Annotated in this window: 18 protein-coding genes; 9 read left to right on the top strand and 9 right to left on the bottom strand. The window is 75.9% G+C overall.

Annotated elements, in window-relative coordinates; genetic code table 11:
• Positions 1-91 precede the first annotated feature (91 nt).
• Together KDL28_RS09505 and KDL28_RS09500 are read left to right on the top strand one after the other, a co-directional pair.
• The gene (locus KDL28_RS09505) at positions 92-1375 is read left to right on the top strand and encodes a hypothetical protein (RefSeq protein WP_252437042.1); all 1284 of its coding nucleotides are present in this window, start codon (positions 92-94) and stop codon (positions 1373-1375) included.
• Positions 1372-2715, top strand: a complete 1344-nt coding sequence (locus KDL28_RS09500; RefSeq protein ID WP_252437041.1) for a hypothetical protein — start codon at positions 1372-1374, stop codon at positions 2713-2715. The genes KDL28_RS09505 and KDL28_RS09500 overlap by 4 nt, the downstream gene beginning before the upstream one ends.
• Positions 2716-2721: 6 nt before the next feature.
• Here KDL28_RS09500 and KDL28_RS09495 read toward each other — a convergent pair whose 3' ends face one another.
• The gene (locus KDL28_RS09495; protein WP_252437040.1) at positions 2722-2952 is read right to left on the bottom strand and encodes a hypothetical protein; all 231 of its coding nucleotides are present in this window, start codon (positions 2950-2952) and stop codon (positions 2722-2724) included.
• A 189-nt stretch (positions 2953-3141) separates the two neighbouring features.
• Between KDL28_RS09495 and KDL28_RS09490 the strand changes: the two genes are divergently transcribed.
• Positions 3142-4134 carry a Gfo/Idh/MocA family protein gene (locus tag KDL28_RS09490; protein WP_252437039.1) on the top strand — a complete coding sequence of 331 codons (993 nt, stop codon included), beginning with the start codon at positions 3142-3144 and terminating at the stop codon, positions 4132-4134.
• 72 nt (positions 4135-4206) lie between these two features.
• Here KDL28_RS09490 and KDL28_RS09485 read toward each other — a convergent pair whose 3' ends face one another.
• The 3 genes from KDL28_RS09485 to KDL28_RS09475 form a co-directional block, all read right to left on the bottom strand.
• Positions 4207-5499 (bottom strand): MFS transporter, encoded by a 1293-nt coding sequence (locus KDL28_RS09485; protein WP_252437038.1) that lies wholly within the window; start codon positions 5497-5499, stop codon positions 4207-4209.
• A complete protein-coding gene (locus KDL28_RS09480; protein WP_252437037.1) occupies positions 5496-5939 on the bottom strand; it encodes a MarR family winged helix-turn-helix transcriptional regulator in 444 nt (147 codons plus the stop codon). The genes KDL28_RS09485 and KDL28_RS09480 overlap by 4 nt, the downstream gene beginning before the upstream one ends.
• 103 nt (positions 5940-6042) lie before the next feature.
• Entirely contained in the window at positions 6043-6414 is a 372-nt protein-coding gene (locus KDL28_RS09475; RefSeq protein WP_252437036.1) for a nuclear transport factor 2 family protein, read from the bottom strand.
• Positions 6415-6545: 131 nt separating this feature from the next.
• Between KDL28_RS09475 and KDL28_RS09470 the strand changes: the two genes are divergently transcribed.
• Positions 6546-7325, top strand: coding sequence for a helix-turn-helix domain-containing protein (locus tag KDL28_RS09470; protein ID WP_252437035.1), 780 nt, complete (start codon positions 6546-6548; stop codon positions 7323-7325).
• 199 nt (positions 7326-7524) lie between these two features.
• On the opposite strand, the gene KDL28_RS09465 is transcribed toward KDL28_RS09470, so the two are convergent.
• On the bottom strand, positions 7525-9462 hold the full coding sequence (locus KDL28_RS09465; RefSeq protein ID WP_252437034.1) for a TPM domain-containing protein: 1938 nt from the start codon (positions 9460-9462) through the stop codon (positions 7525-7527).
• A 161-nt stretch (positions 9463-9623) separates the two neighbouring features.
• Positions 9624-10847 carry a Bcr/CflA family efflux MFS transporter gene (locus tag KDL28_RS09460; RefSeq protein WP_252437033.1) on the bottom strand — a complete coding sequence of 408 codons (1224 nt, stop codon included), beginning with the start codon at positions 10845-10847 and terminating at the stop codon, positions 9624-9626.
• Between the two features lie 89 nt (positions 10848-10936).
• Between KDL28_RS09460 and KDL28_RS09455 the strand changes: the two genes are divergently transcribed.
• Together KDL28_RS09455 and KDL28_RS09450 are read left to right on the top strand one after the other, a co-directional pair.
• Positions 10937-11899 (top strand): hypothetical protein, encoded by a 963-nt coding sequence (locus tag KDL28_RS09455; RefSeq protein ID WP_252437032.1) that lies wholly within the window; start codon positions 10937-10939, stop codon positions 11897-11899.
• A gap of 148 nt (positions 11900-12047) precedes the next feature.
• Positions 12048-13208 carry a pyridoxal phosphate-dependent aminotransferase gene (locus tag KDL28_RS09450; RefSeq protein ID WP_252437031.1) on the top strand — a complete coding sequence of 387 codons (1161 nt, stop codon included), beginning with the start codon at positions 12048-12050 and terminating at the stop codon, positions 13206-13208.
• A 419-nt stretch (positions 13209-13627) separates the two neighbouring features.
• Here KDL28_RS09450 and KDL28_RS09445 read toward each other — a convergent pair whose 3' ends face one another.
• On the bottom strand, positions 13628-13900 hold the full coding sequence (locus tag KDL28_RS09445) for a helix-turn-helix domain-containing protein (protein WP_252437030.1): 273 nt from the start codon (positions 13898-13900) through the stop codon (positions 13628-13630).
• 32 nt (positions 13901-13932) lie between these two features.
• On the opposite strand from KDL28_RS09445, the gene map reads away from it, so the two are divergent.
• Positions 13933-14754 carry a type I methionyl aminopeptidase gene (map, locus tag KDL28_RS09440; protein WP_252437029.1) on the top strand — a complete coding sequence of 274 codons (822 nt, stop codon included), beginning with the start codon at positions 13933-13935 and terminating at the stop codon, positions 14752-14754.
• 94 nt (positions 14755-14848) lie between these two features.
• Here the strand turns inward: map and KDL28_RS09435 are convergent, their stop codons facing one another.
• The gene (locus tag KDL28_RS09435; protein WP_252437028.1) at positions 14849-16093 is read right to left on the bottom strand and encodes an FAD-dependent monooxygenase; all 1245 of its coding nucleotides are present in this window, start codon (positions 16091-16093) and stop codon (positions 14849-14851) included.
• A gap of 166 nt (positions 16094-16259) precedes the next feature.
• Here KDL28_RS09435 and KDL28_RS09430 point away from each other — a divergent pair, with 166 nt between their 5' ends.
• Both KDL28_RS09430 and KDL28_RS09425 read left to right on the top strand, forming a co-directional pair.
• Positions 16260-17192, top strand: a complete 933-nt coding sequence (locus KDL28_RS09430; protein ID WP_252437027.1) for a TetR/AcrR family transcriptional regulator C-terminal domain-containing protein — start codon at positions 16260-16262, stop codon at positions 17190-17192.
• A 409-nt stretch (positions 17193-17601) separates the two neighbouring features.
• Positions 17602-18543 (top strand): DMT family transporter, encoded by a 942-nt coding sequence (locus KDL28_RS09425; protein ID WP_252437026.1) that lies wholly within the window; start codon positions 17602-17604, stop codon positions 18541-18543.
• Between the two features lie 49 nt (positions 18544-18592).
• On the opposite strand, the gene KDL28_RS09420 is transcribed toward KDL28_RS09425, so the two are convergent.
• On the bottom strand, positions 18593-19363 hold the full coding sequence (locus KDL28_RS09420) for a putative hydro-lyase (protein WP_372496937.1): 771 nt from the start codon (positions 19361-19363) through the stop codon (positions 18593-18595).
• Positions 19364-19368 lie beyond the last annotated feature (5 nt).

The raw sequence follows: 19368 nt of genomic DNA, 5'->3' as shown, positions 1-19368 counted from the left end.
GTCGTGAAGCGAGCCCCGGCCTACTCGGTCCCGTCGACGGCCTCGCGGACAGCCCCGCGGGCCACCCGGATCGGGCCAGGGAGAGGACGCGATGGGCTCCGTCCTGACCGCGTTGGACGCAGCGGTCGACCGCTTCGGCCGCGCGGCGATCACCGACCCGGTCGCGCTGGCCGCGGCCCTGCGGGCGGCGACCGACCCGCCCGACGAGGCGGTCGTCGACGCGCTGGTCCGGGCGGCCGCGAGCGGCGCGGTCGACCGGATGCGCGAGGCGCTCGCCCGCGACGCCGAGCCCGCGGACGCGCTGGACGCGGCGGTGGCGGTGGCCGCCCCCGACATCGAACCGGTGGGGCCGTCGCCGGCCAGGTGGGCGTGCGCGCAGCTGGGTGCGGCCCTGGGCCTGCTGCCGCGCGACTGGGCGGACGCCGGCGGCCCACCGCCCGTCCCCGGCGCCGCGCCGACCGGCGATACGCGCGACGTCGGCGAGGGGGCCCGTGCGGTTCTCGCCGGGGCGGCGACCGGGTCGGCGCTCGACGGGGGCGCGGAGCCACCACCCCCCGGGTCGGCCGGCCCGCCGAGCGCGGCCGCCGGGGCGCCCCTGGCCGCCGACGCCGCTGCCGCGCCGGCGGAACCACCACCAGGCGCGCCGCCGACCGCCGAGCTCGACCGCGGGTCCGCGCGACCCGCGCCCGCCCGTCGGATCGGGACCGGCCTGGTGGCACTGCTGGTCGTGCTCGCGGTGGCCGCGGGCGGCGCGCTCTTCGCGACCCTCACCTCGACGGCCGAGCCACGACCGGCCCCGGCGGCCGCACCGCCGGCGCCGGCGACCGCCACCACGGCTCCGGCGCCGTCCCCCTCGGCCGCACCGGTCGGGGACAAGGACTCCGCGCCACTGGCCGGTGCCCCGGCGGACCCGCGCGACGCGTTCGTCGACCCCGGCCTGCTGGCGCTGGCCGAGCCCTACATCGGTGGGCCGGGCGCGGTCTGCCTCGGCGAGGAACCGGTGGTCAACCAGCAGGAGAGCGTCAGCTGCGACCTGGGCAACGGCTACGCCGCGCTGTTCAGCCGGATGCTGACCGTCGACCTGCTGCACGACCTGCGCAGGAGTTTCCTGGAGGGCCCCTACGCGGTCCCGGGCAGCGTGCGGTCGCTGCGCTGGAAGTACCGGGCCGAGCCACCCGGGGCCAAGACGGGGATCCCGGCCGACAGCGCCGAGCGGGGCGAGGGCGTGCGCGTGCGCTACATCGACGCGGACGGGTCGATCCCGCGGCTGTACTTCGACCAGGACTCCACGGCCAGCAGCGGCTTCATCGTCGCCGTCGACCCCGCCCGCGACCTGGACGACCTGCGGTCCTTCTGGGCCGCGCCGCCGGGGTGAGCGCCGCGGCCGCGGCGGCCCTGCGCGAGGTCGTCCGGCGCTACGGCGGGTCGGCGCTGGGCGACCCCGTCGCCCTGCGCTCCGCCCTGCGCCACCTCGACGCCGACCTGCCGGCCGGCGAGGTCGACGCGCTGGTGGCGGTGGCCGCCGCCGGCGCCGCCGACGAGCTGCGCGGCTCGGGTGGCGAGCTCGGCGCAGCGGTGGAGGCGGTCGGCTCCCGCGCGGACCTGCCCGTCGACGACGTCCGCGCGGCGTGCGCCGCCTTCGCCGCGGCGCTGCACCCCATCGGCGCCCCCGCCGCGCCCCCGGCGGATCGCGGTGGCCGGGCCGGGCCGCGGATCACCTGGGACGGCACGCCCACCCGGCCCGCACCCGCGACCGGTCCGCCCCGGCGCCGCCGGCTCGCGCTCGTGCTGGGTGCCGTCCTGCTCGTCGTGACGGCGGTAGCGGTGGTCGTGGGGAGACCGGCCGCGTCGCCCGCCGCCGCCGATCCCTCGGCGCCCGACCAGGTAGCGCTGCGCTTCCGGGCGCTGGGCGCCGACCTGGTCCGCGGGGTGCTGCGGTGCGCCCCGCTGGCCCCGGAGCCGGGCGAGACCGAGCGCGTGCGCTGCGACTTCGGCGGGCTGGCCGTGGAGCTGGTCGGTTACGACTCGCCGAACCGGCTGCGCGGGCACCGCGACGAGGTGCTCGCCGCGACCCGGGGCTCGGCCCGCTCGGCCGACGCCGTCGAGGCCGGTGCGGCGTTCGTGATGGACGAGACGGCGGAGGGTCGCTCGACGGTGTACTGGGACGTCGAGTCGCCGCGCCCGATGAGCGCCACGGTGTCGGCGTCGCGGCCGCTGGCCGAGGTGCTCGCCTTCCACGACGAGCGGCGGTTCGCAGCGCTGCCCCGGCCCGAGCAGCCGGGTCCGGCGTTCGGCTCAGCGGCGCTGTGGGAGCTCGCCGCCGTCGTCGTCGCCGACGGCGGGGGCGAGTGCGCTCCGACCGCGCGGGAGGAGTACTTCGCGGGGACGGTCGAGCAGGTGTCGTGCACGTTCCCGAACGGCGTGCTGGCCGACTTCGCCCGCGTCGCCGACGGCCGGGCGCTGACGGCCTTCCGGGTCTCGAGCGCCTTCCCGGAGTACACCGTGCCGGGCACGGTGCGGACGGGCTCGTGGAGCGACGTCGACGACACCGGCGCGGAGCAGACCCAGCTCATCGAGTACGTGCTGGCCGCCGACGGCGACTCCTACCTCTACTACGACCGGCGGGAGACGCTCTGCCTGGGGCTGCTCTACCACCCCGACCTCGGCCAGGCCGAGCTGAGGGAGTTCTTCGTCTCGCGCGGGCTGCAGCGGTGAGCGACCTCAGGTGCCCTCGACGATCGAGGCGCGCCAGCGCGCGAGGCCGCGGATGACGGGGTCGTCGGCGTCGAGCGCTTCGCCCGAGCGCAGCGCCTCGACCAGGCGGTCGTCGCGCATCACCTGTTCGTGCGTGGGGCGGTCGCGCTGGGCGGGAATGGCCGCGATCAGCGCGTCGGCGAGTGGTCTGGACGGCGCGCCGGAGTGCTGCTCGGGGCGGCCGTGTACGGCAGGCATAACCGATCTTCGCTTGAGGGCCGCTCGAAGAGGCTCAACGTTCGAGTGATGAGTCGGCACGGATGGGTGATGGTCAACAACGGAGAGTGACACAGAGCCGCCGAGACGGCCTATTCGAACGGCCGTTCGAGTTGTCCACAACACCATCCACAGCTGTGCACAGATGCCCGGCGGGTGAGGATGGCAAACATGAGCACCGTGCGGTGGGCCGTCGTCGGGCCCGGTCGGATCGCGTCCAAGGTCGTGCCGGACTTCGTCCACGTCCCCGGGGCGGAGCTGGTGGCCGTCGCCTCGCGGTCGGCCGAGCGCGGCACCGCGTTCGCGGACCGGCACGGGATCGCCCGCGTGCACGCGTCCTACGCCGACCTCGTCGCCGACCCCGAGGTCGACGCCGTCTACGTCGCCACCCCGCACCCGCAGCACCGCGCGGTCACCCTGGCCGCGCTCCGCGCGGGCAAGGCGGTCCTGGTTGAGAAGGCGTTCACGGTCACCCCCGCGGCCACCCGGGAGATCGCCGAGGTCGCCGCGAGCACCGGCACCTTCGCCATGGAGGGCATGTGGACGCGGTTCCAGCCGGCCGTGGTGCGGATGCGCGAGCTGATCGCGGACGGCGCGATCGGCGAGGTGCGCTCGGTCGCCGCCGACCTGGGCGTGCGGCCGCCGGTCGATCCGGCCGACCGCTTCTACAACCCGGAGATCGGCGGGGGCGCCCTGTTCGACGTGGGCGTCTACCCGATCTCGTTCGCCCAGATGGTGCTCGGCGACCCGGACACCGTCGCGGTCACCGGTTCGCTGGCCGCCACCGGCGTCGACGTCGAGGAGGCCGTGCAGCTCGGCTACGCCGACGGCCGCAGCGCCACCCTGTTCGCCTCGCTGCGGTGCGCGACCCCCGGCCAGGCCCGGGTGTTCGGCACCGCGGGCTGGATCGACGTGCTGCCCCGCTTCCACCACCCGGACACGATCGTGCTGCACCGCACCGGCCACGAGCCCGAGACGATCACCCGTCCCCCGCTCGGCGCCGGCTACAGCCACCAGCTGATCGAGGTCACCGAGTGCGTGGCCGCCGGCCGCCCGCAGAGCGCCGTCATGCCGCTCGCCGACACGGTGGCGGTGCAGGACGTGATGGGCCAGGTCGCCGACCGCCTCGGCATGACCGTCCACGAAGGCCCCGCCACCCTCTGACCCCCTCCCGTCGAGAACGAAGTCGTCGCCATTGTGGACCGGTCCAACCGACGACAGGTTCGTTCTCGACGGTCAGGCGGCTTCGGGGGTGGCGGTGTGCGGAGGGGCGGCGAGGACGGCGGCGGGGGTCGCCGGGCGGCGGCGCATCGCCAGCAGGCCCATCCCGGCGGCCACGAAACAGGCCACCGCGCCGAGGGCCAGCCCGGCCCGCCCGCCGAACTCCTGGCTGACCCAGCCGGCGACGGGGCCGCCGATGGGCGTGGAGCCCAGGAACGCCACCGTCCACAGCGCCATCACGCGCCCGCGCATGTGCGGGGCGCTGGCCAGCTGCAGGGTGCTGTTGCCGATGGACATGAACGCCACGCTGGTCACCCCGACCAGCACCATCGCGGCCAGCGCCACGGGCAGCGTCGGGGACACCGCGACCAGCGTCATCGTCACCCCGTAGGCGAGCGACAGCCACACCAGCGACCGCATCCCGGTGCCGCCGCGGGCGGCCACCGCGAGCCCGCCGACCACCGCGCCCGCGCCCATGGCCGCGGTCAGGAAGCCGTAGGTCGTCGAGTCGCCGGCGAAGGTCTCGCTGGCCACGATCGGCAGCACCACCTGGAACTCGTAGGTCAGGCAGCCGACCAGGCCCATCATCAGCAGCGGGACCAGCAGCCCCGGCTCGGAGCGCACGTACCGGAAGCCCTCCCGCAGCTGGCCGGGGGCGCGCTTGGCCGGCGTCGACGGGTGCAGCGCCGCGACGTCCAGGCGCATCAGCATCACCACCACCGCGACGAAGCTGACCGCGTTGACCAGGTAGCACACGCCCAGTCCGCCCACCGCGATCACGATGCCGGCCACCGCAGGGCCGACCGCCCGCGCCGCGTTGACCAGCACCGAGTTCAGGCTGACCGCGTTGCGCAGGTGGGTGGGCCCGACCATCTCCAGCACGAACGCCTGGCGGGCCGGGCTCTCGAAGCAGCTGGCCAGGCCGAGGACGACGGCCATCGCGTAGACCTGCCAGAGCTGGATGGTCCCGGTGGTCGTGAGCACGCCGAGGACGAGCGCGATCGCGCCCATCGCCGACTTCGTGGCGATCAGCAGCTTGCGCTTGTCGAGCCGGTCGGCGACGACCCCGCCGTAGGGGCCGAGCAGGAGCGTCGGCAGCGTCTGCAGGGCGGTGACCACGCCGAGCGCGGTCGCCGACCCGGTGAGCTGCAGGACCAGCCAGCCCTGGGCGACGATCTGCATCCAGGTGCCGGTCATCGAGATGGTGTTGCCGATGAAGTAGCTGCGGTAGTTCGGGGTGGCGAGCGCGGCGAACATCTGCCGCCGCAGGGTGGTGAGCGAGCCGGTCGTGGGGATCTCCTCGGTCATGTCGTGCCCTTGAGGTGGTGGGCGAGCGACTCCAGTGCGGGTAGCGCGATGAGCAGCCGGCCGGCCTCGTCCGGCGGCAGCGACGCCAGGTGGCGGGCCAGCAGCTCGGTGCGCTCGGTGCGCAGCCGGGCCGCCTCCGCGGCGCCCGCCGCGGTGGCCTCGACGCGGGCCGCGCGGCCGTCGTCGGGGTCCTGGCTGCGGCGCAGCAGCCCGCCGTCCTCGAGCTTGCCGACGATCCGGGACAGCATCGTGGGGTTGACCCCCTCGATCTCGGCGAGCTCGCTGATCCGGAGCGGTCCGAGGCGGGCGATCGTGGCCAGCGCGGAGGCCTGCGTCCGGGTGAGTTCGGCGCCGCGGGTCTGCCGGTCGAGCGCGCGGGCGATGCGGGCGAGGGCGATGCGCAGGCGGGCGAGGTCGTCGGCGTCGAACGTGCCGTCCACCGCGATCACCGCCCAACTAGTTGCCTATCAGCAAGCAAATATACACCGCGGCCCTCCCGCTCCGGCGGACGGAGCGGGAGGGCCGCGGCGGGGCCGGCGCGGGTCAGCCCGGGACCCTGTCCAGGTAGCCGGTGACCAGCGCGAACCGGCCGTCGGGCGCCAGCAGGACCGAGTCGGTGCCGATCACGATCGGCTCCGCGCCCTCCGGGGCGATCGCCCAGGAGAAGCGCACCACGTCGTGGTGGGCGTCCGGGGTGCCGTGCAGGGTCAGCGGCATCCCCGCGAACTGCGCCTGGGCCTGCCCGATCAGCGCGCTCAGCGCCGCCGGGCCGGTGACGTCGGCCAGCGGGTCGACGTAGCGGACGTCATCGGTCGCGACCCGGGAGAGCAGCTCCACCCGCTCGGCCGGGTCGGTGACGTTCCAGGCCCGCAGGTACTCGGAGACGGTGCCGGCGATGGCGGTGTCGACGCTCATGGGTGCTCGTCCTCTCGGCAGGGCGGGCCGGGTGCCCGCCGTTGACGAGGACGACCCTGCCGCCGGCGCCGCGGCCGGTCGATGACGTCGGACGTCATGGCTCCGGCTACCTCGCGGACTAGCCTGGTCCCATGACCAGCGCCCCGACCCGCACCGTCGGCGACCTGCTGCGCGACTGGCGGCTGCGCCGCCACCTCTCCCAGCTCGACCTGGCCACCATCGCCGACGTCTCCACCCGCCACCTCAGCTGGCTGGAGACCGGCCGCTCCCGCCCCACCGCGCAGATGATCCTGCGCCTGGCCGAGTCGATGGACGTGCCGCTGCGCGAGCGCAACACCCTGCTGCTGGCCGGCGGGTTCGCGCCGGCGTTCAGCGAGTCCAGCCTCGACTCGCTCCCGCTCGGCCCGGTCCTGGAGGCGCTGCGCGCGGTGCTGGCCGCGCACGAGCCGTTCCCGGCGGTGGTGGTGGACCGGGCGTGGGAGCTGGTCGAGGCGAACGCCGGCATCCAGCCCCTGCTGGCCGGGGTCACCGCCGAGCTCGTCGAGCCCCCCGTCAACGTCCTGCGGCTGAGCCTGCACCCCGACGGGCTGGCCCCGCGGATCGTCAACCTCCCGGAGTGGCGCTCCCACCTCCTCGCCCGCCTCGCCCGGCAGGCCGCCACCACCGGCGACCCCGGGCTCGCCGACCTGCTGGCCGAGCTGCGCGGCTACCCCGGCGGCGAGCAGAGCGGGGTGGGCGGCGGCGGTGTGGTGGTGCCGATGCGGCTGCGCCACGACGGGACGGTGCTGTCGTTCCTGTCCACGACCACGGTGTTCGGGACGCCGCGCGACGTGACGGTCGACGAGCTGGCGCTGGAGGCGTTCTACCCGGCGGACGCCGCGACCCGCGCCGCCCTCCTCCGCGCACCCTGACCCCCGTCTCGGCCCGACCCGTCCCTCCCACCCCGCGCAGCCCGGCAGGGTCAGGAAGGCCACCTTCAGGCCCTGAGGGGACAGGAAGGCCACCTTCCTGAACTCCGGAGTTCGTGAAGGAGGCCTTCCTGAACCTCCGGGCCGGTCGCCGGAGGCGGAGCGGATGGAGGGTGCGGGATCGGAGCGTGCGGGGTGCGCGTCAGAAGCGGCCGCCACCGCCGCGGCGGCCGCGGGTGCCCGAGCCGCCGAAGCTGCCCGGGGAGAAGCCGCCGCGGCTCCCGCCCGACCGGCCGGGCCGGCCGGCGCCGCGCACGGCGCCGGAGAGGATGCCGCCCAGCACGAGGCTGCCCAGGTCGGCGGCGAGCCCACCGCCGACGGTCGGGCCGGGCTCCCGCCAGCCTGCGACGTCGTCGCGGGCGAGGCGCAGGGCCTCCTGGGCGAGGGAGTCGGCGCGCTGGGCCTCGGCGAGGGCGGCGACGGGGTCGCCGCCGCCGGCCAGGGCGAGGTGGCGCTGCGCCTCGCTCAGGCGGGTGCGGGCCCGGCTGCCGACGGCGCCGCGGCGGGTGGCGATGAAGTCCTCGGCGGCCGAGACGGCGGAGCGGGCGGTCAGCCGGGCCTGCTCCAGCGCGGCGGCGGCGTGCCGGTCGCGGTCGCGGTCGGCCTTGGCCTCGGCCAGCGCCTGGTCGAGGGCGGCGCCTGCCTCGTCGAGCAGGCGCAGTGCGGTGATGGGGTCGGGGCGGTCGCCGTCCACCGCGCTGCGGGCGGTGGCCGCGGCCGCCTCGGCGCGGGCGGCGGCGGGGGCCAGGTCGGGACCCATCGCCCTCGCCTCGGCGAGGTCCTGGTCGAGCTCGGCGGCCGCGGCCGGGACCTGCGCGGTCGCCTCGGTCAGTTCGGCGTCGCGCCGCGGGATGCCGTCGAGCAGGGTGCGGGCCTGGGTGATGGCGTCCTCGGCGGCCCGCCCGGACACGACGGCGACGGTCGGTCCGGCGCCGGTCAGCTCGGCGCGGGCCTGCGCGACCTCGGTCTCGGCCGCGATGAGCAGGGCGCGGGCCCGGTCGAGGTTGCCGGCGACCGGGGCGGTGGCGGCGTCGGCGTAGCGGGCGCGCAGCGCCGTCCAGGCCGCCTCGGCGCGGGGGAGGTCGGCGGTGACCGCGGCCAGTCGCTCGGCCAGCCCGGCGACGTACTCGGGTGCCTTCGCCTCCAGGTCGCGGAGTTGGTCGAACGCCTCCACCTGGGCGTCGAGGCGCTCGTCGGCGCGGGTGCAGGCGCGCAGGATCTCGCCGTACATCGCGCGCTGGGTGGGCTCGTCCTCCGGCTCGTCGTCGTCGAGGCGCTGGCGGACCTCGAACGCGGCCAGCATGTCCGCCCGGGACTGCTCCAGCGCCGCGGTGAACCCGGCGACCGCCTCCTCGCCGAAGTGCCCCTTCGCGGCCGCGAGCTCCTGCTCGGAGGTGCGCACCGCCTCGTCGATGGCGATCAGCGCGGCGCTGGCCCGGTAGGCCAGGTCGGCGGTGCTGACCCCGGGGAACTCGTCGGGCGGGGCGTCCGGCGCCGGGCCCGGCGCGACCGGCGCGGTGGTCGGCTTCTCCCGGGCCGCGCGCCTGCGCCTGGCCACGAGGTAGGCCCCGCCGCCGACGAGCGCTGCGCCGCCGATGGCCAGCACCCCGACCGGCACGCCGCCGCCGGTGCCCAGGCCCTCGGCCAGCGCCACCGCCGCGCCCGCCCAGTCGTCCTCCCGCAGCCGGGGCTCGACGTCCTGGCTGCGGACGTCGTCGACGCGGGTCTCGGACTCCGGGAAGTCGTCGGCCACCGACAGCCCGTAGGCGCGGTCGTCGACGGCCACCGCGAACAGCACGTCCTCCACCCCGAGCTGGGAGCGCTCGGCGGCGTCGTCGGCCCACTCCTGGCCGTCGAGGCCGTCGAAGCTGTCGACGAACACCACGAACAGGTCGTAGCCGCGGCGTTCGGCGAGCCGGGCGGTGGCCTCGCGGACCTGCGCGGTGGCCGTCGGGTCGAGCACCCCGGCGCGGTCGGTGACGCGGTCGGCGAGCCGGAAGGGCGGCTCGGCGGGCGCCGTTCCGGCGCCGGTCACGGCCAGGACGGCCAGCACCGCGCCGAGGAGCGACAACTTGCGCACGACGACCTCCGCTGATCGGGGAACACGGCCATCATGGCGCGGCCGCCGCGATCTGCCCGGACCGACCCGTTCGGGTCGCCTCCCGGCCGTGGTTCAGGAAAGCCACGATGCCGCCCGCAGAGGGCGGCATCGTGGCCTTCCTGAACCTGGGGCGGGGTGGCTCAGACGAGCGAGGGAACGGGCTCGGCGTCGGTCAGCCGCCACGGCCGCACCACCGCGACCAGCACGATGAGCGCCAGGCCGAGCCCACCGGCGATCACCGCGGCCATGGCGACGCTGTCGTTGCCGAGCACGCCGACCATCGGGGAGACGATCGCCCCGATGCCGAACTGCATCGCGCCGAGCAACGCGGCCGCCGTGCCGGCCGTCTCGCCGTGGCGGGCGAGCGCCACCACGGGTGCGTTCGGCAGCGCGAACCCGGCCGCGAACAGCGCCAGCCACAGCGGGAGCAGCACGCCGAGCAGGCCGGCCCCGGCGACGGCGAGCGCCAGCATGAGCGCGGCCGCCACGGCGCCCGTGGCGACGGCGGCGGACAGGATCTGGCGCGGCTCGAAGCGGCGCAGCACGACCGGGTTGAGCTGGGTAGCGCCGATCAGCCAGATCGCGCCGCTGCTGAAGGCCAGCGCGAACTGCTGCTGGCTGAGCCCGAACTCCTCCTGGAAGACGAACGACGCCCCGGAGATGTAGCCGAACATCCCCGACATCGTCAGCCCGGCCACCAGGGCCAGCCCGACGAACGTGCGGTCGTGGAAGAGCCTGCCGTAGGTGCGGAGCGTGCCGCGCACGCTGGGGGCCTGCCGGCGCTCGACGGGCAGCGTCTCGGGCAGCAGCCGCGCGGCCACCGGCATCAGCACCAGGGCGTAGAGGGCCAGCGCCGCGAACACGCCGCGCCACGAGGTGAACGACAGCATCCAGCTGCCCAGCGACGGGGCGATCACCGGCGCCGCGCCCATCACCAGGATGAGCCGGGACAGCAGGGTGGCCGCCGGACGGCCGGTGTAGAGGTCGCGCACGATCGCCATGGCGATGACCGCGCCGGCCGCGGCGCCCAGCCCCTGCAGCAGGCGGGCGGTGCCCAGGACGGCGATGTTCGGCGCGACCAGGCACAGCACCGAGGCCAGCACGTGCAGGGCGGTGCCGGCCAGCAGCGGGCGCTTGCGCCCGAGCGCGTCGGCCAGCGGTCCGATCACCAGCTGGCCCAGGCCCAGCCCCAGCAGGGTGCCGGTGAGGGTGAGCTGGACGGTGGCCGAGGTGGTGGCCAGCTCGTCGGTGATGATCGGCAGTGCCGGGAGGTACATGTCGATGGTCAGCGGTCCCAGCGCGATCAGCGCGCCCAGGATCAGCACGAGCCGCAGGCGGGGGGTTTCCGGCGCGGTCGTCTCCACGCGATCTGGGGTGGACGTCACCGATCACTCAAGCCCCGACCCGCCGGTACTGTTCCCGCTCCCCCCGCCGTGTAACGGGGGTCACCCGCGTGGCGGGGCGGCTGGTCGTGGCGGCGGCGCTGGTCGTGCTGCCGGGCGCGGCGGCGGCAGTGTGGGCCACCCGCCCCTCGGCGGCACCCGGCCCGGACGTGTTCGCCGTCGACCAGGTCGCCCAGCGCTACCGCGCACTGGGCGCCGACCTGCTGGCCGGGGCCCTGCGCTGCGCCCCGCTGCCGCCGTCGCCGTCGCCGGGGCAGACCGAGCGGGTGGGCTGCGAGGTGCCCGCCGGGGCCGCGACCCTCACCCGGGAGCTGACCTCCTTCGACACGGTGCTGCGGCTGCGCGCGGCGCGGGCCGCGGCGCCGGCCCCCGCCCCGGACTCGGCCCGATCGGGCGGCGTGACCGAGGCCGGCGCGGCCTTCGCCATGGACCAGACGGTCGACGGCGTCTCGCACCTGTACTGGGACACCGAGAGCCCGCGCCCGGTCAGCGCGGCGGTCCGCTCCGGGGAGCTGCCGATGGCCGCGGTCGTCGCCCTCCACGACCAGCGGCGGTTCACCGGTGTGGCGCGCCCGTCGCAGCCCGGGGAGGCGTTCGCCTCGCCCCAGCTGTGGCAGCCGGCCGCGGTCGTCCTGACCGACGGCGGGGCCGGGCGCGACGGCGTCGAGTGCACCGCGGTCCCGCCCGCGCCGCAGTACCCGGGCACCGTCGAGCTGGTCTCCTGCCGTTCCCGACGGCGTGCGGGCCGCCTTCGGGCTGGCCGCCGACGTCGCGGCGTTGAACCGGCTCCGGTCGCCCCGGCCGCCCCCGACGGGATCGAACCGGGGACGCAGTGGATCGGCGGCTGGGCCGACGAGGACGGGGCGGACGACGGCAGGCGGCTCTCCTGCTACGAGCCGGTCGGACCAGAGCCGGCGCGGCTCTACCACGACCGGCGCGACCGGCTCAGCTTCGGGCTCCTCTTCGGGGGCGGGCTCCCGGCCGAGCAGCTGCACCGGTTCCGGCAGGGGTAGCGGTGGGCCCGGTCGTGCTGCTCGGGGTGAACTCAGGGGTGGCGGTCCGGATCGCGAGCGGCGACGGGTTCACCACCGAGCGGCGGAACAGGTTCTGGCGCACCTCGTAGCGTCCGCGGACCCCGCCGCCGGGCCGTACGGTGAGCCCATGCTGGTCGACCGGATGCACCCGTTCACGTCGACGATCTTCGCCGAGATGTCCGCGCTGGCCCTGCGCACCGGGGCGATCAACCTCGGGCAGGGCTTCCCGGACACCGACGGCCCGCCGTCGCTGCTCGCCGACGCGGCGGCCAACATCGCCGCCGGGATCAACCAGTACCCGCCCGGCCCCGGCATCCCCGAGCTGCGCACCGCGGTCGCCGAGCACCAGCGCCGCTTCTACGGCCTCGACGTCGACCCGGACGCCGTGCTGGTCACCACCGGGGCCACCGAGGCGATCGCGGCGGCGGTGCTCGCGTTCTGCGACCCGGGCGACGAGGTCGTCACGTTCGAGCCCTACTACGACTCCTACGCCGCCACCGTGGCGCTGGCCAGCGCGGTGCTGCGCCCGGTCAAGCTGCGCCCGCCGACGTTCGGGTTCGACCCGGACGAGCTGCGCGCCGCGTTCTCGGCGCGGACGAAGGTGGTGCTGGTCAACACCCCGCACAACCCCACGGGCACGGTGCTCACCCGCGAGCAGCTGACCCTGATCGGCGAGCTGGCCGCCGAGCACGGCGCCGTGGTGGTGACCGACGAGGTCTACGAGCACATGGTCTTCGACGGCCGCGAGCACCTGCCGATGGCCACCCTGCCCGGCATGGCCGAGCGCACGCTGACCATCTCCTCGGCGGGCAAGACGTTCTCGGTGACCGGCTGGAAGGTCGGCTGGGTGCACGGGCCGGTCGAGCTGGTGGCCGCGGTGCGGGCGGCCAAGCAGTTCCTCACCTACGTCAGCGGGGCGCCGTTCCAGCCGGCGATCGCCACCGCGCTGGCGCTGCCCGACGACTTCTACGCCGGCCTCTCGGCCGACCTGCAGCGCAAGCGCGACCTGCTGTGCGCCGGGCTGGAGGCGGCCGGGCTGACGGTGTTCCGCCCGTCGGGCACCTACTTCGTGATCACCGACGTCACCCCGCTGGGCTTCGCCGACGGCGCCGAGCTGGCCTGGAGCCTGCCCGAGCGCGTCGGGGTGGCCGCCGTGCCGGTGTCGGTGTTCTGCGCCGATCCCGATCTGGGTCGCACGCTGGTGCGGTTCGCGTTCTGCAAGCGCGACGAGGTGCTGGCCGAGGCCGCGGCCCGGCTCTCCCGGCTGGGCGCGGCCGTCGACGCCTGAGGGCCGCCCGGACGGCGCGCTGTCGACCGTCCCGCCGTCGCCGGGTGCCGGTCGCGCCGGATGCCGTTCTCCCCCTTGGAGCGCCGGTGAAGCGAGGTCCGGCGTACTGCTCCGGTCAGTCGTGCCGGGCCGGTGGCCCGGTGCGTGCGCCGGACGCTCGGGGGGTGGCTCGGATGAGCGCGTGGTGGGGCGCGGTCGGGGCCGCCCGGTGACCGGACGTCCGGGCCCGGACGACGTGCTGGTCGACGCTCTGCGCTGCTGGTCGGGGTGGCCCGGGCCGGGGTGGTGGAGGAGGCGGGCGCCCGACCCGGAGGCGGCGGTCCGCGCCGTCCGCGGGACCGGGCACCTGGCCGCCGACGACGTCCGGCGGGGCGCTGGTGGCCTTCGGGGCGGCCCGCGACCTGCGGTTAGCGGAGCGGTCAGCCGGCCGCAGCGGGGCGCCGCCCGGCCTCCGGTTCGGAGGCGTCGGCGATCGTGTCCAGCGACAGGCCCAGCGCCCCGGCCAGCGCGGACACGGTGAAGAACGTCGGGGTGGGGATGCGGCCGGTCTCTATCTTGCGCAGGGTCTCGGCGGAGACTCCGGCCGCGCCGGCCACGTCGCCGAGGCTGCGCTCGGCCCTGGCCTCGCGCAGCAGCCTGCCGAGCCGCTCCCCGCGCTCGCGGTCGGCGGGGGTGAGGGGCTCGCGGACCATGACCCGATACTAATACCGGTATAGTAATACCCATGATCGAGTTGAAGTCCGCGGGCGAGATCGACGCGGTGACCGCGGCGGGCGCCGTGGTCGGTTCGGTGCTCACCGCCGTCGACGAGCACGCGGCCCCCGGCGTCACGCTGCGCGAGCTGGACGCCCTGGCCGCCGACCTGATCGCCGCCACCGGCGCCCGCCCCAGCTTCCTGGACTACCACCCGCGCTTCGCCCCGGTGCCCTACCCGGGCGTGATCTGCGCCAGCGTCAACGACGCCGTCGTGCACGCCATCCCCGACGACTACGCCCTGCGCGACGGGGACCTCCTCAGCGTCGACCTCGCCGTCCACCTCGACGGCTGGTGCGCCGACGCGGCCTTCAGCGCGGTCGTCGGCGCCGCCGACCCCGCCGACCAGGCCCTGATCGACACCTGCGAGCGGGCGCTGTCCGCCGGCGTGGCCGCCGCCGTGCCGGGGGCGAAGATGGGCGACATCGCGCACGCCATCGGGGTGGTCGGGCGGGCGGGCGGCTACGGGCTGCTGGCCGACCACGGCGGGCACGGCGTCGGCCGGGAGATGCACGAGGACCCGCACGTGCCCAACGAGGGCAAGCCCGGCCGCGGGCTGCGGCTGCGCCCCGGGCTGGTGATCGCCATCGAGCCGATGCTGACCGCGGGCGGCCGCGACGGCTACTACCACGACCGCGACGGCTGGACGCTGCGCACGGTCGACGGCTCGCGCGCCGCGCACACCGAGCACACCATCGCGGTCACCGAGTCGGGCCCGCGGGTGCTCACCGCCGGACGTCCCTCCGGCCGGCTCGCGGTCGCGGCCGCGCAGACCGCGGGCGCGCTGCGCTGAGCCCGGCCGTCGGCGCACATCCGCTGGTCACCGCGCACATGCCGGGCGGTGTGCGTGGTCGCCGCGAGGTGTGCGCGGCGGTCCGGGCCGCCGGTCACGCGCAGCGCGTCGGGCTGGCCAGGTCGGCGGGGTAGTCGCGCGGGGTGAAGCCGTCGTCATCGCCGAGCATCAGCCTGGTGGCGAGCGGTTCGACGAACCGGCTGGTCATCAGGCGGTTGAAGGCGTAGCCCATGCGGATGGCGAACCGCGAGCCGGGCAGCATGGCCGACAGCCCGCCGGGCGGCAGCTTGTGGTTGCGCTGCACGTACTCGCGCAGCGCCCGCTCGTAGGCCGCCGCCCCGGCGGCCACGTCGTCCCCGGCCAGGGCCAGCTCCCCGGCTAGCACGTACGCCCCGACGAGCGCGAGGTTCGTGCCCTGCCCGGTGATCGGGGACGGGCAGTAGGCGGCGTCGCCGAGCAGCACCACGCGACCGTTCGACCAGGTGGGCATCCGCACCTGCGCGTAGGAGTCGAAGTAGAAGTCGTCGGCGCCGTCCATCGCGGCCAGCATCGCCCGCGCCTGCCAGCCGACGTCGGCGAACCGCTCGCGCAGCAGCGCGCGCTGGGCGACCGGGTCGCGCAGCAGCGCGTCGTCCGCGCCCGACGAGCCGATCATGAACATCGCCTTGATCCCGCCGTCGCGGTCGGGCCGGGTGGCGACCATGCGCCTGCCGGGCGCGCTGTGCACCGAGAACCACTCGCCCAGGTCCAGGCCGTCGGCGACCGCGCGCTCGGCGGGGATCGTGTAGTGCGCGGTGCAGGCGCCGAGCGGGTGCGCGAACCGCTCCTCCGGCCCGAAGGCCAGCGCCCGGACCCGCGAGTGCGCCCCGTCCGCCCCGATGACGAGGTCGTAGCGTTCCTCGACGGCGGAGGCGAAGCGCGCCCGCACGCCGTCGGCGTCCTGGTCGAGCGCGGTGATGTGGTCGCCGTAGCGGTACTCCACGCCGTCGCCGGTGGCGTCGACGAGGACCTCCGCCAGGTCGCCGCGCAGGATCTCGATCTCGGCGACCCCGCCCCGGCCGCCGAACGCCTCGACCGGGATCTCGGCGCGGTGGCGCCCGTCGGCGTCCACGAAGGCCATCCCGCGCTCGTGCAGGGACCGCCCGCGGACCTCGTCCAGCAGGCCCATCCGCTCGACCACGCCGGGCGAGGCGCCCCGCAGGTCGACCGCGTGCCCGCCGGGCCGGGGCGCCGCCGCGCGCTCCACCACGGTCGGGACGAACCCGAACCGCTGCAGCCAGTACGCCACCGCCGGCCCGGCGATGCCCCCGCCGCTGATCAGAACCGTCTTGCCCGACATCGGGTCCCCCTGCTGCTCGTCGTGTCCGGCGTGCTTGCCGTACGACGTACAGTGGACGAGAACACCGAGGGAACGCCAGCAAGAAGGTGCAACCACCGGTCGGGTGTACTAGTACGGCAGCGTCGGCGCAGCGCACCCCGGCAGGCGTACTAGTACGGAGGCCCCGATGCCCGACGTCCCCCGCTACCGGCAGATCGCCGACGACCTGCGCACCCGGATCTCGGCGGGCGAACTGGCCGCCGGGCAGCTCGTCCCCTCGGCCCGGCGCATCGCCGCCGAGCACGGCGTCGCACTGGCCACCGCCACCAGGGTGCTCGCCGACCTGCGCGAGGACGGCCTGGTCCGCGCGGTGCCCGGCGTCGGCACGATGGTCGTCGACCGCCCAGACCGGACCCCTCGCCGCCGCTCGGCCGCACCGGCGCACCCCGACCCGCGGGACCTGCGCACCGAGCAGGTGGTGGCGGTGGCCGTGGCCATGGCCGACGAGGACGGGCTCGGCGGGCTGTCGATGCGCCGGATCGCCGCCGAGCTCGGCGTGGCCACCATGTCGCTGTACCCGAGGGTGCGCGGCAAGGAGGAGCTGCTGGTGCTGATGCTCGACGCGGTGTTCGCCGAGTCCCCGCCGCCGATCCCGCCCCCCGGGGCGAGCTGGCGGGTCCGGGTGGAGCTGCTGGCGCGCACCCAGTGGGCCTGCTACCGGCGCCACCCCTGGTCGCCGGGCCTGATGTCGATGAGCCGCCCGCAGAACGCCCCGCACGGCATGCTGCACACGGAGGCCCTGCTGCGCGCCTTCGCCGGCCACGGCCTCGACCAGACCACGATGCTGCACGCCGCGGTCACGGTGGCCGGCTACGTCCGCGGTTGCGCGATCAACCTGGAGTCCGAGGCCCGCGCCGAGCAGGACACCGGGCTGACCGCCGACCAGTGGATGCGCGCCACCCAGCCGGCGTTCGACGCGGTGCTCGCCGCGGGCGGCTTCCCGATGCTGACCGCCGTCGGCGAGGATGCGGAGATCGACATGGACCTGAACTCGCTGTTCGAGTTCGGGCTGGCGCGGTTGCTGGACGGGTTCGTGGCCTGGCTCGGTACCGGGGGGTGACGCCCGCGTCGGGGTGGCTCCTCGGGACGCCTTCCGAGGGGTTCGGTTCGGTGGGGTGGGCGTCGTTCGCCTCCGGCGGCGCATGCGCGGCGTGCGCCTCTGATTGCAGGGACTTCCGTAGAGGGGCGTTCGTCCGGTTGAGCGGCTCTTCGCAGAGGCACCGTGGTCTGCGCAGGGTCCGGGGAACCTGCGCAGACCACACCGCCTCTGCGAGGACGCGGCAGAGGGTGTGATCGCCGTGATGGGTACCTCAACCGCACCAGCGCGGCTCGTGTACCCCAACTGGTGATCACCCCAACCGAACCCCTACCCCGAGCTCTCCTGCCTGCCGTTGTTTCCTCGCAGGAACGCGTCCGAGGCCGGGGAAAAGCGGGTGATTTCCGCCAGCTGCCGGGGCTAGCGTTGTCGCGTGAGCCAACCGTCCGACGCCCTGTCCGCCATCCCCGCCGAGCCGGCCACCCCACCGCCCCCGCCCGTCGCGGCCGACGGCGGTCGGCGCTGGGTCGCGGTCGTCGCCGTCGCGATCACCGTGCTCGCCTGGGCGTCGGCGTTCGTGGTCATCCGCGCGGCGGCGCAGTCCTACGGCCCGGGCCCGCTGACCGAGGGCCGGCTGCTGGTGGGGGTGCTCGCGCTCGGCGCCGGGGTGCTCGTCAGCCGCCGTTGGGTGGCGCCGACGCGCCGCGAGTGGGCGCTGATCGTGCTGTGCGGTGTCGCCTGGTTCGGGATCTACAACGTGGCGCTGGCCTGGGCCGAACAGACCGTCGACGCCGGCACCACGGCCATGCTGGTCAACATCGGCCCGGTCCTCATCGCGCTGTTCGCCGGCCTGCTGCTCGGCGAGGGCTTCCCGCGCTGGCTGGTGATCGGCGCGCTGGTCGCGTTCGGCGGGGCGGTGCTGGTCGGCGCGGCCACCGCCGACTCCGAGCAGACCGACCTGCTCGGAGTGCTGCTGTGCGTGCTCGCCGCGGTCACCTACGCCATCGGCGTGATCGCCCAGAAGCCGGTGCTGCGCAGGCTGCCCGGCCTGCAGGTCACGTTCCTGGCCTGCGCGGTCGGCGCGGTGTGCAGCCTGCCGTTCACCCCGCAGCTCGTCGGCGAGCTGGCCGCCGCCCCGGCCGCCGCCACGCTCGGCGTGCTCTACCTCGGGGCCGTCCCCACCGCGCTGGCCTTCAGCACCTGGGCCTACGCCCTGGCCCGGATGGACGCCGGGCGGCTCGGCGTCACCACGTACCTGGTGCCGCCGATCACCATCGTGATGTCGGCGGTGCTGCTCGGCGAGCTGCCGCCGGTGCTGGCGGTGGTCGGCGGCGCGGTCTGCCTGGTCGGGGTGGGCCTGTCCCGCCGGCGCTAGTGCCGATCACCCTGCGGCCCGGGCCGGCCGCCGGGCACGAGCCCGCCGGCTACGCGGTGCGGATCCGGTAGTCCTCGTCGCGCGCGTCGGTGATCAGCATGTGGCCGGGCGCGTGCGCGATCGCCAGCGGCGGGCGCGACTCGACCACCGCGGCCTGCGGGGTCACCCCGCACGCCCAGAACACCGGGACGTCGCCCGGCTCGAACCGCACGGCGTCGCCGTAGTCGGGCTGGTCGAGGTCGGCGATGCCCAGCTCCGCGGGGTCGCCGACGTGCACGGGGGCGCCGTGCACCGCCGGGTAGGCCGCGGTCACCCGCACCGCCGTCTCGACCAGCGCGCCCGGCACCGGGCGCATCGACACCACCAGCGGTCCGCCCACCGACCCGGCGGACCGGCAGCGCCGCGTCGTGCGGTACATCGGCACGTTGACGCCCTGGTCGACGTGCCGGACGGGCACGCCCGCCGCCACCAGCGCCCGCTCGAAGGTGAAGCTGCATCCGATCAGGAACCCGACGAGGTCGCCGCGCCACCAGCCGGTCACGTCCGTGGTCTCCTCGGCGAGCTCGCCGTCGACGTAGACGCGGTACAGCGGCAGGTCGGTGCGGATGTCGCCGTCGAGGAGCGGGCCCCCGGTGGCCCCGGCCTCCAGCACGTCCAGCACCGGGCACGGCTTCGGGTTGCGCTGGGTGAACAGCAGGAAGTCCCAGGCCAGAGCGCGCGGGACGGCGATGAGGTTGGCCTGGGCCCAGCCGGGGCACCAGCCCGCCGTCGGGGTGACCAGGCCGCGGGCGAACCGGTCGCGGGCCTGCTCGGGGATCAGCTCGG

Origin of the sequence: Pseudonocardia humida (assembly GCF_023898865.1) — a bacterium.
GTDB classification, from domain to species: domain Bacteria; phylum Actinomycetota; class Actinomycetes; order Mycobacteriales; family Pseudonocardiaceae; genus Pseudonocardia; species Pseudonocardia humida.
This window is presented reverse-complemented; position numbering and strand designations above follow the sequence as displayed.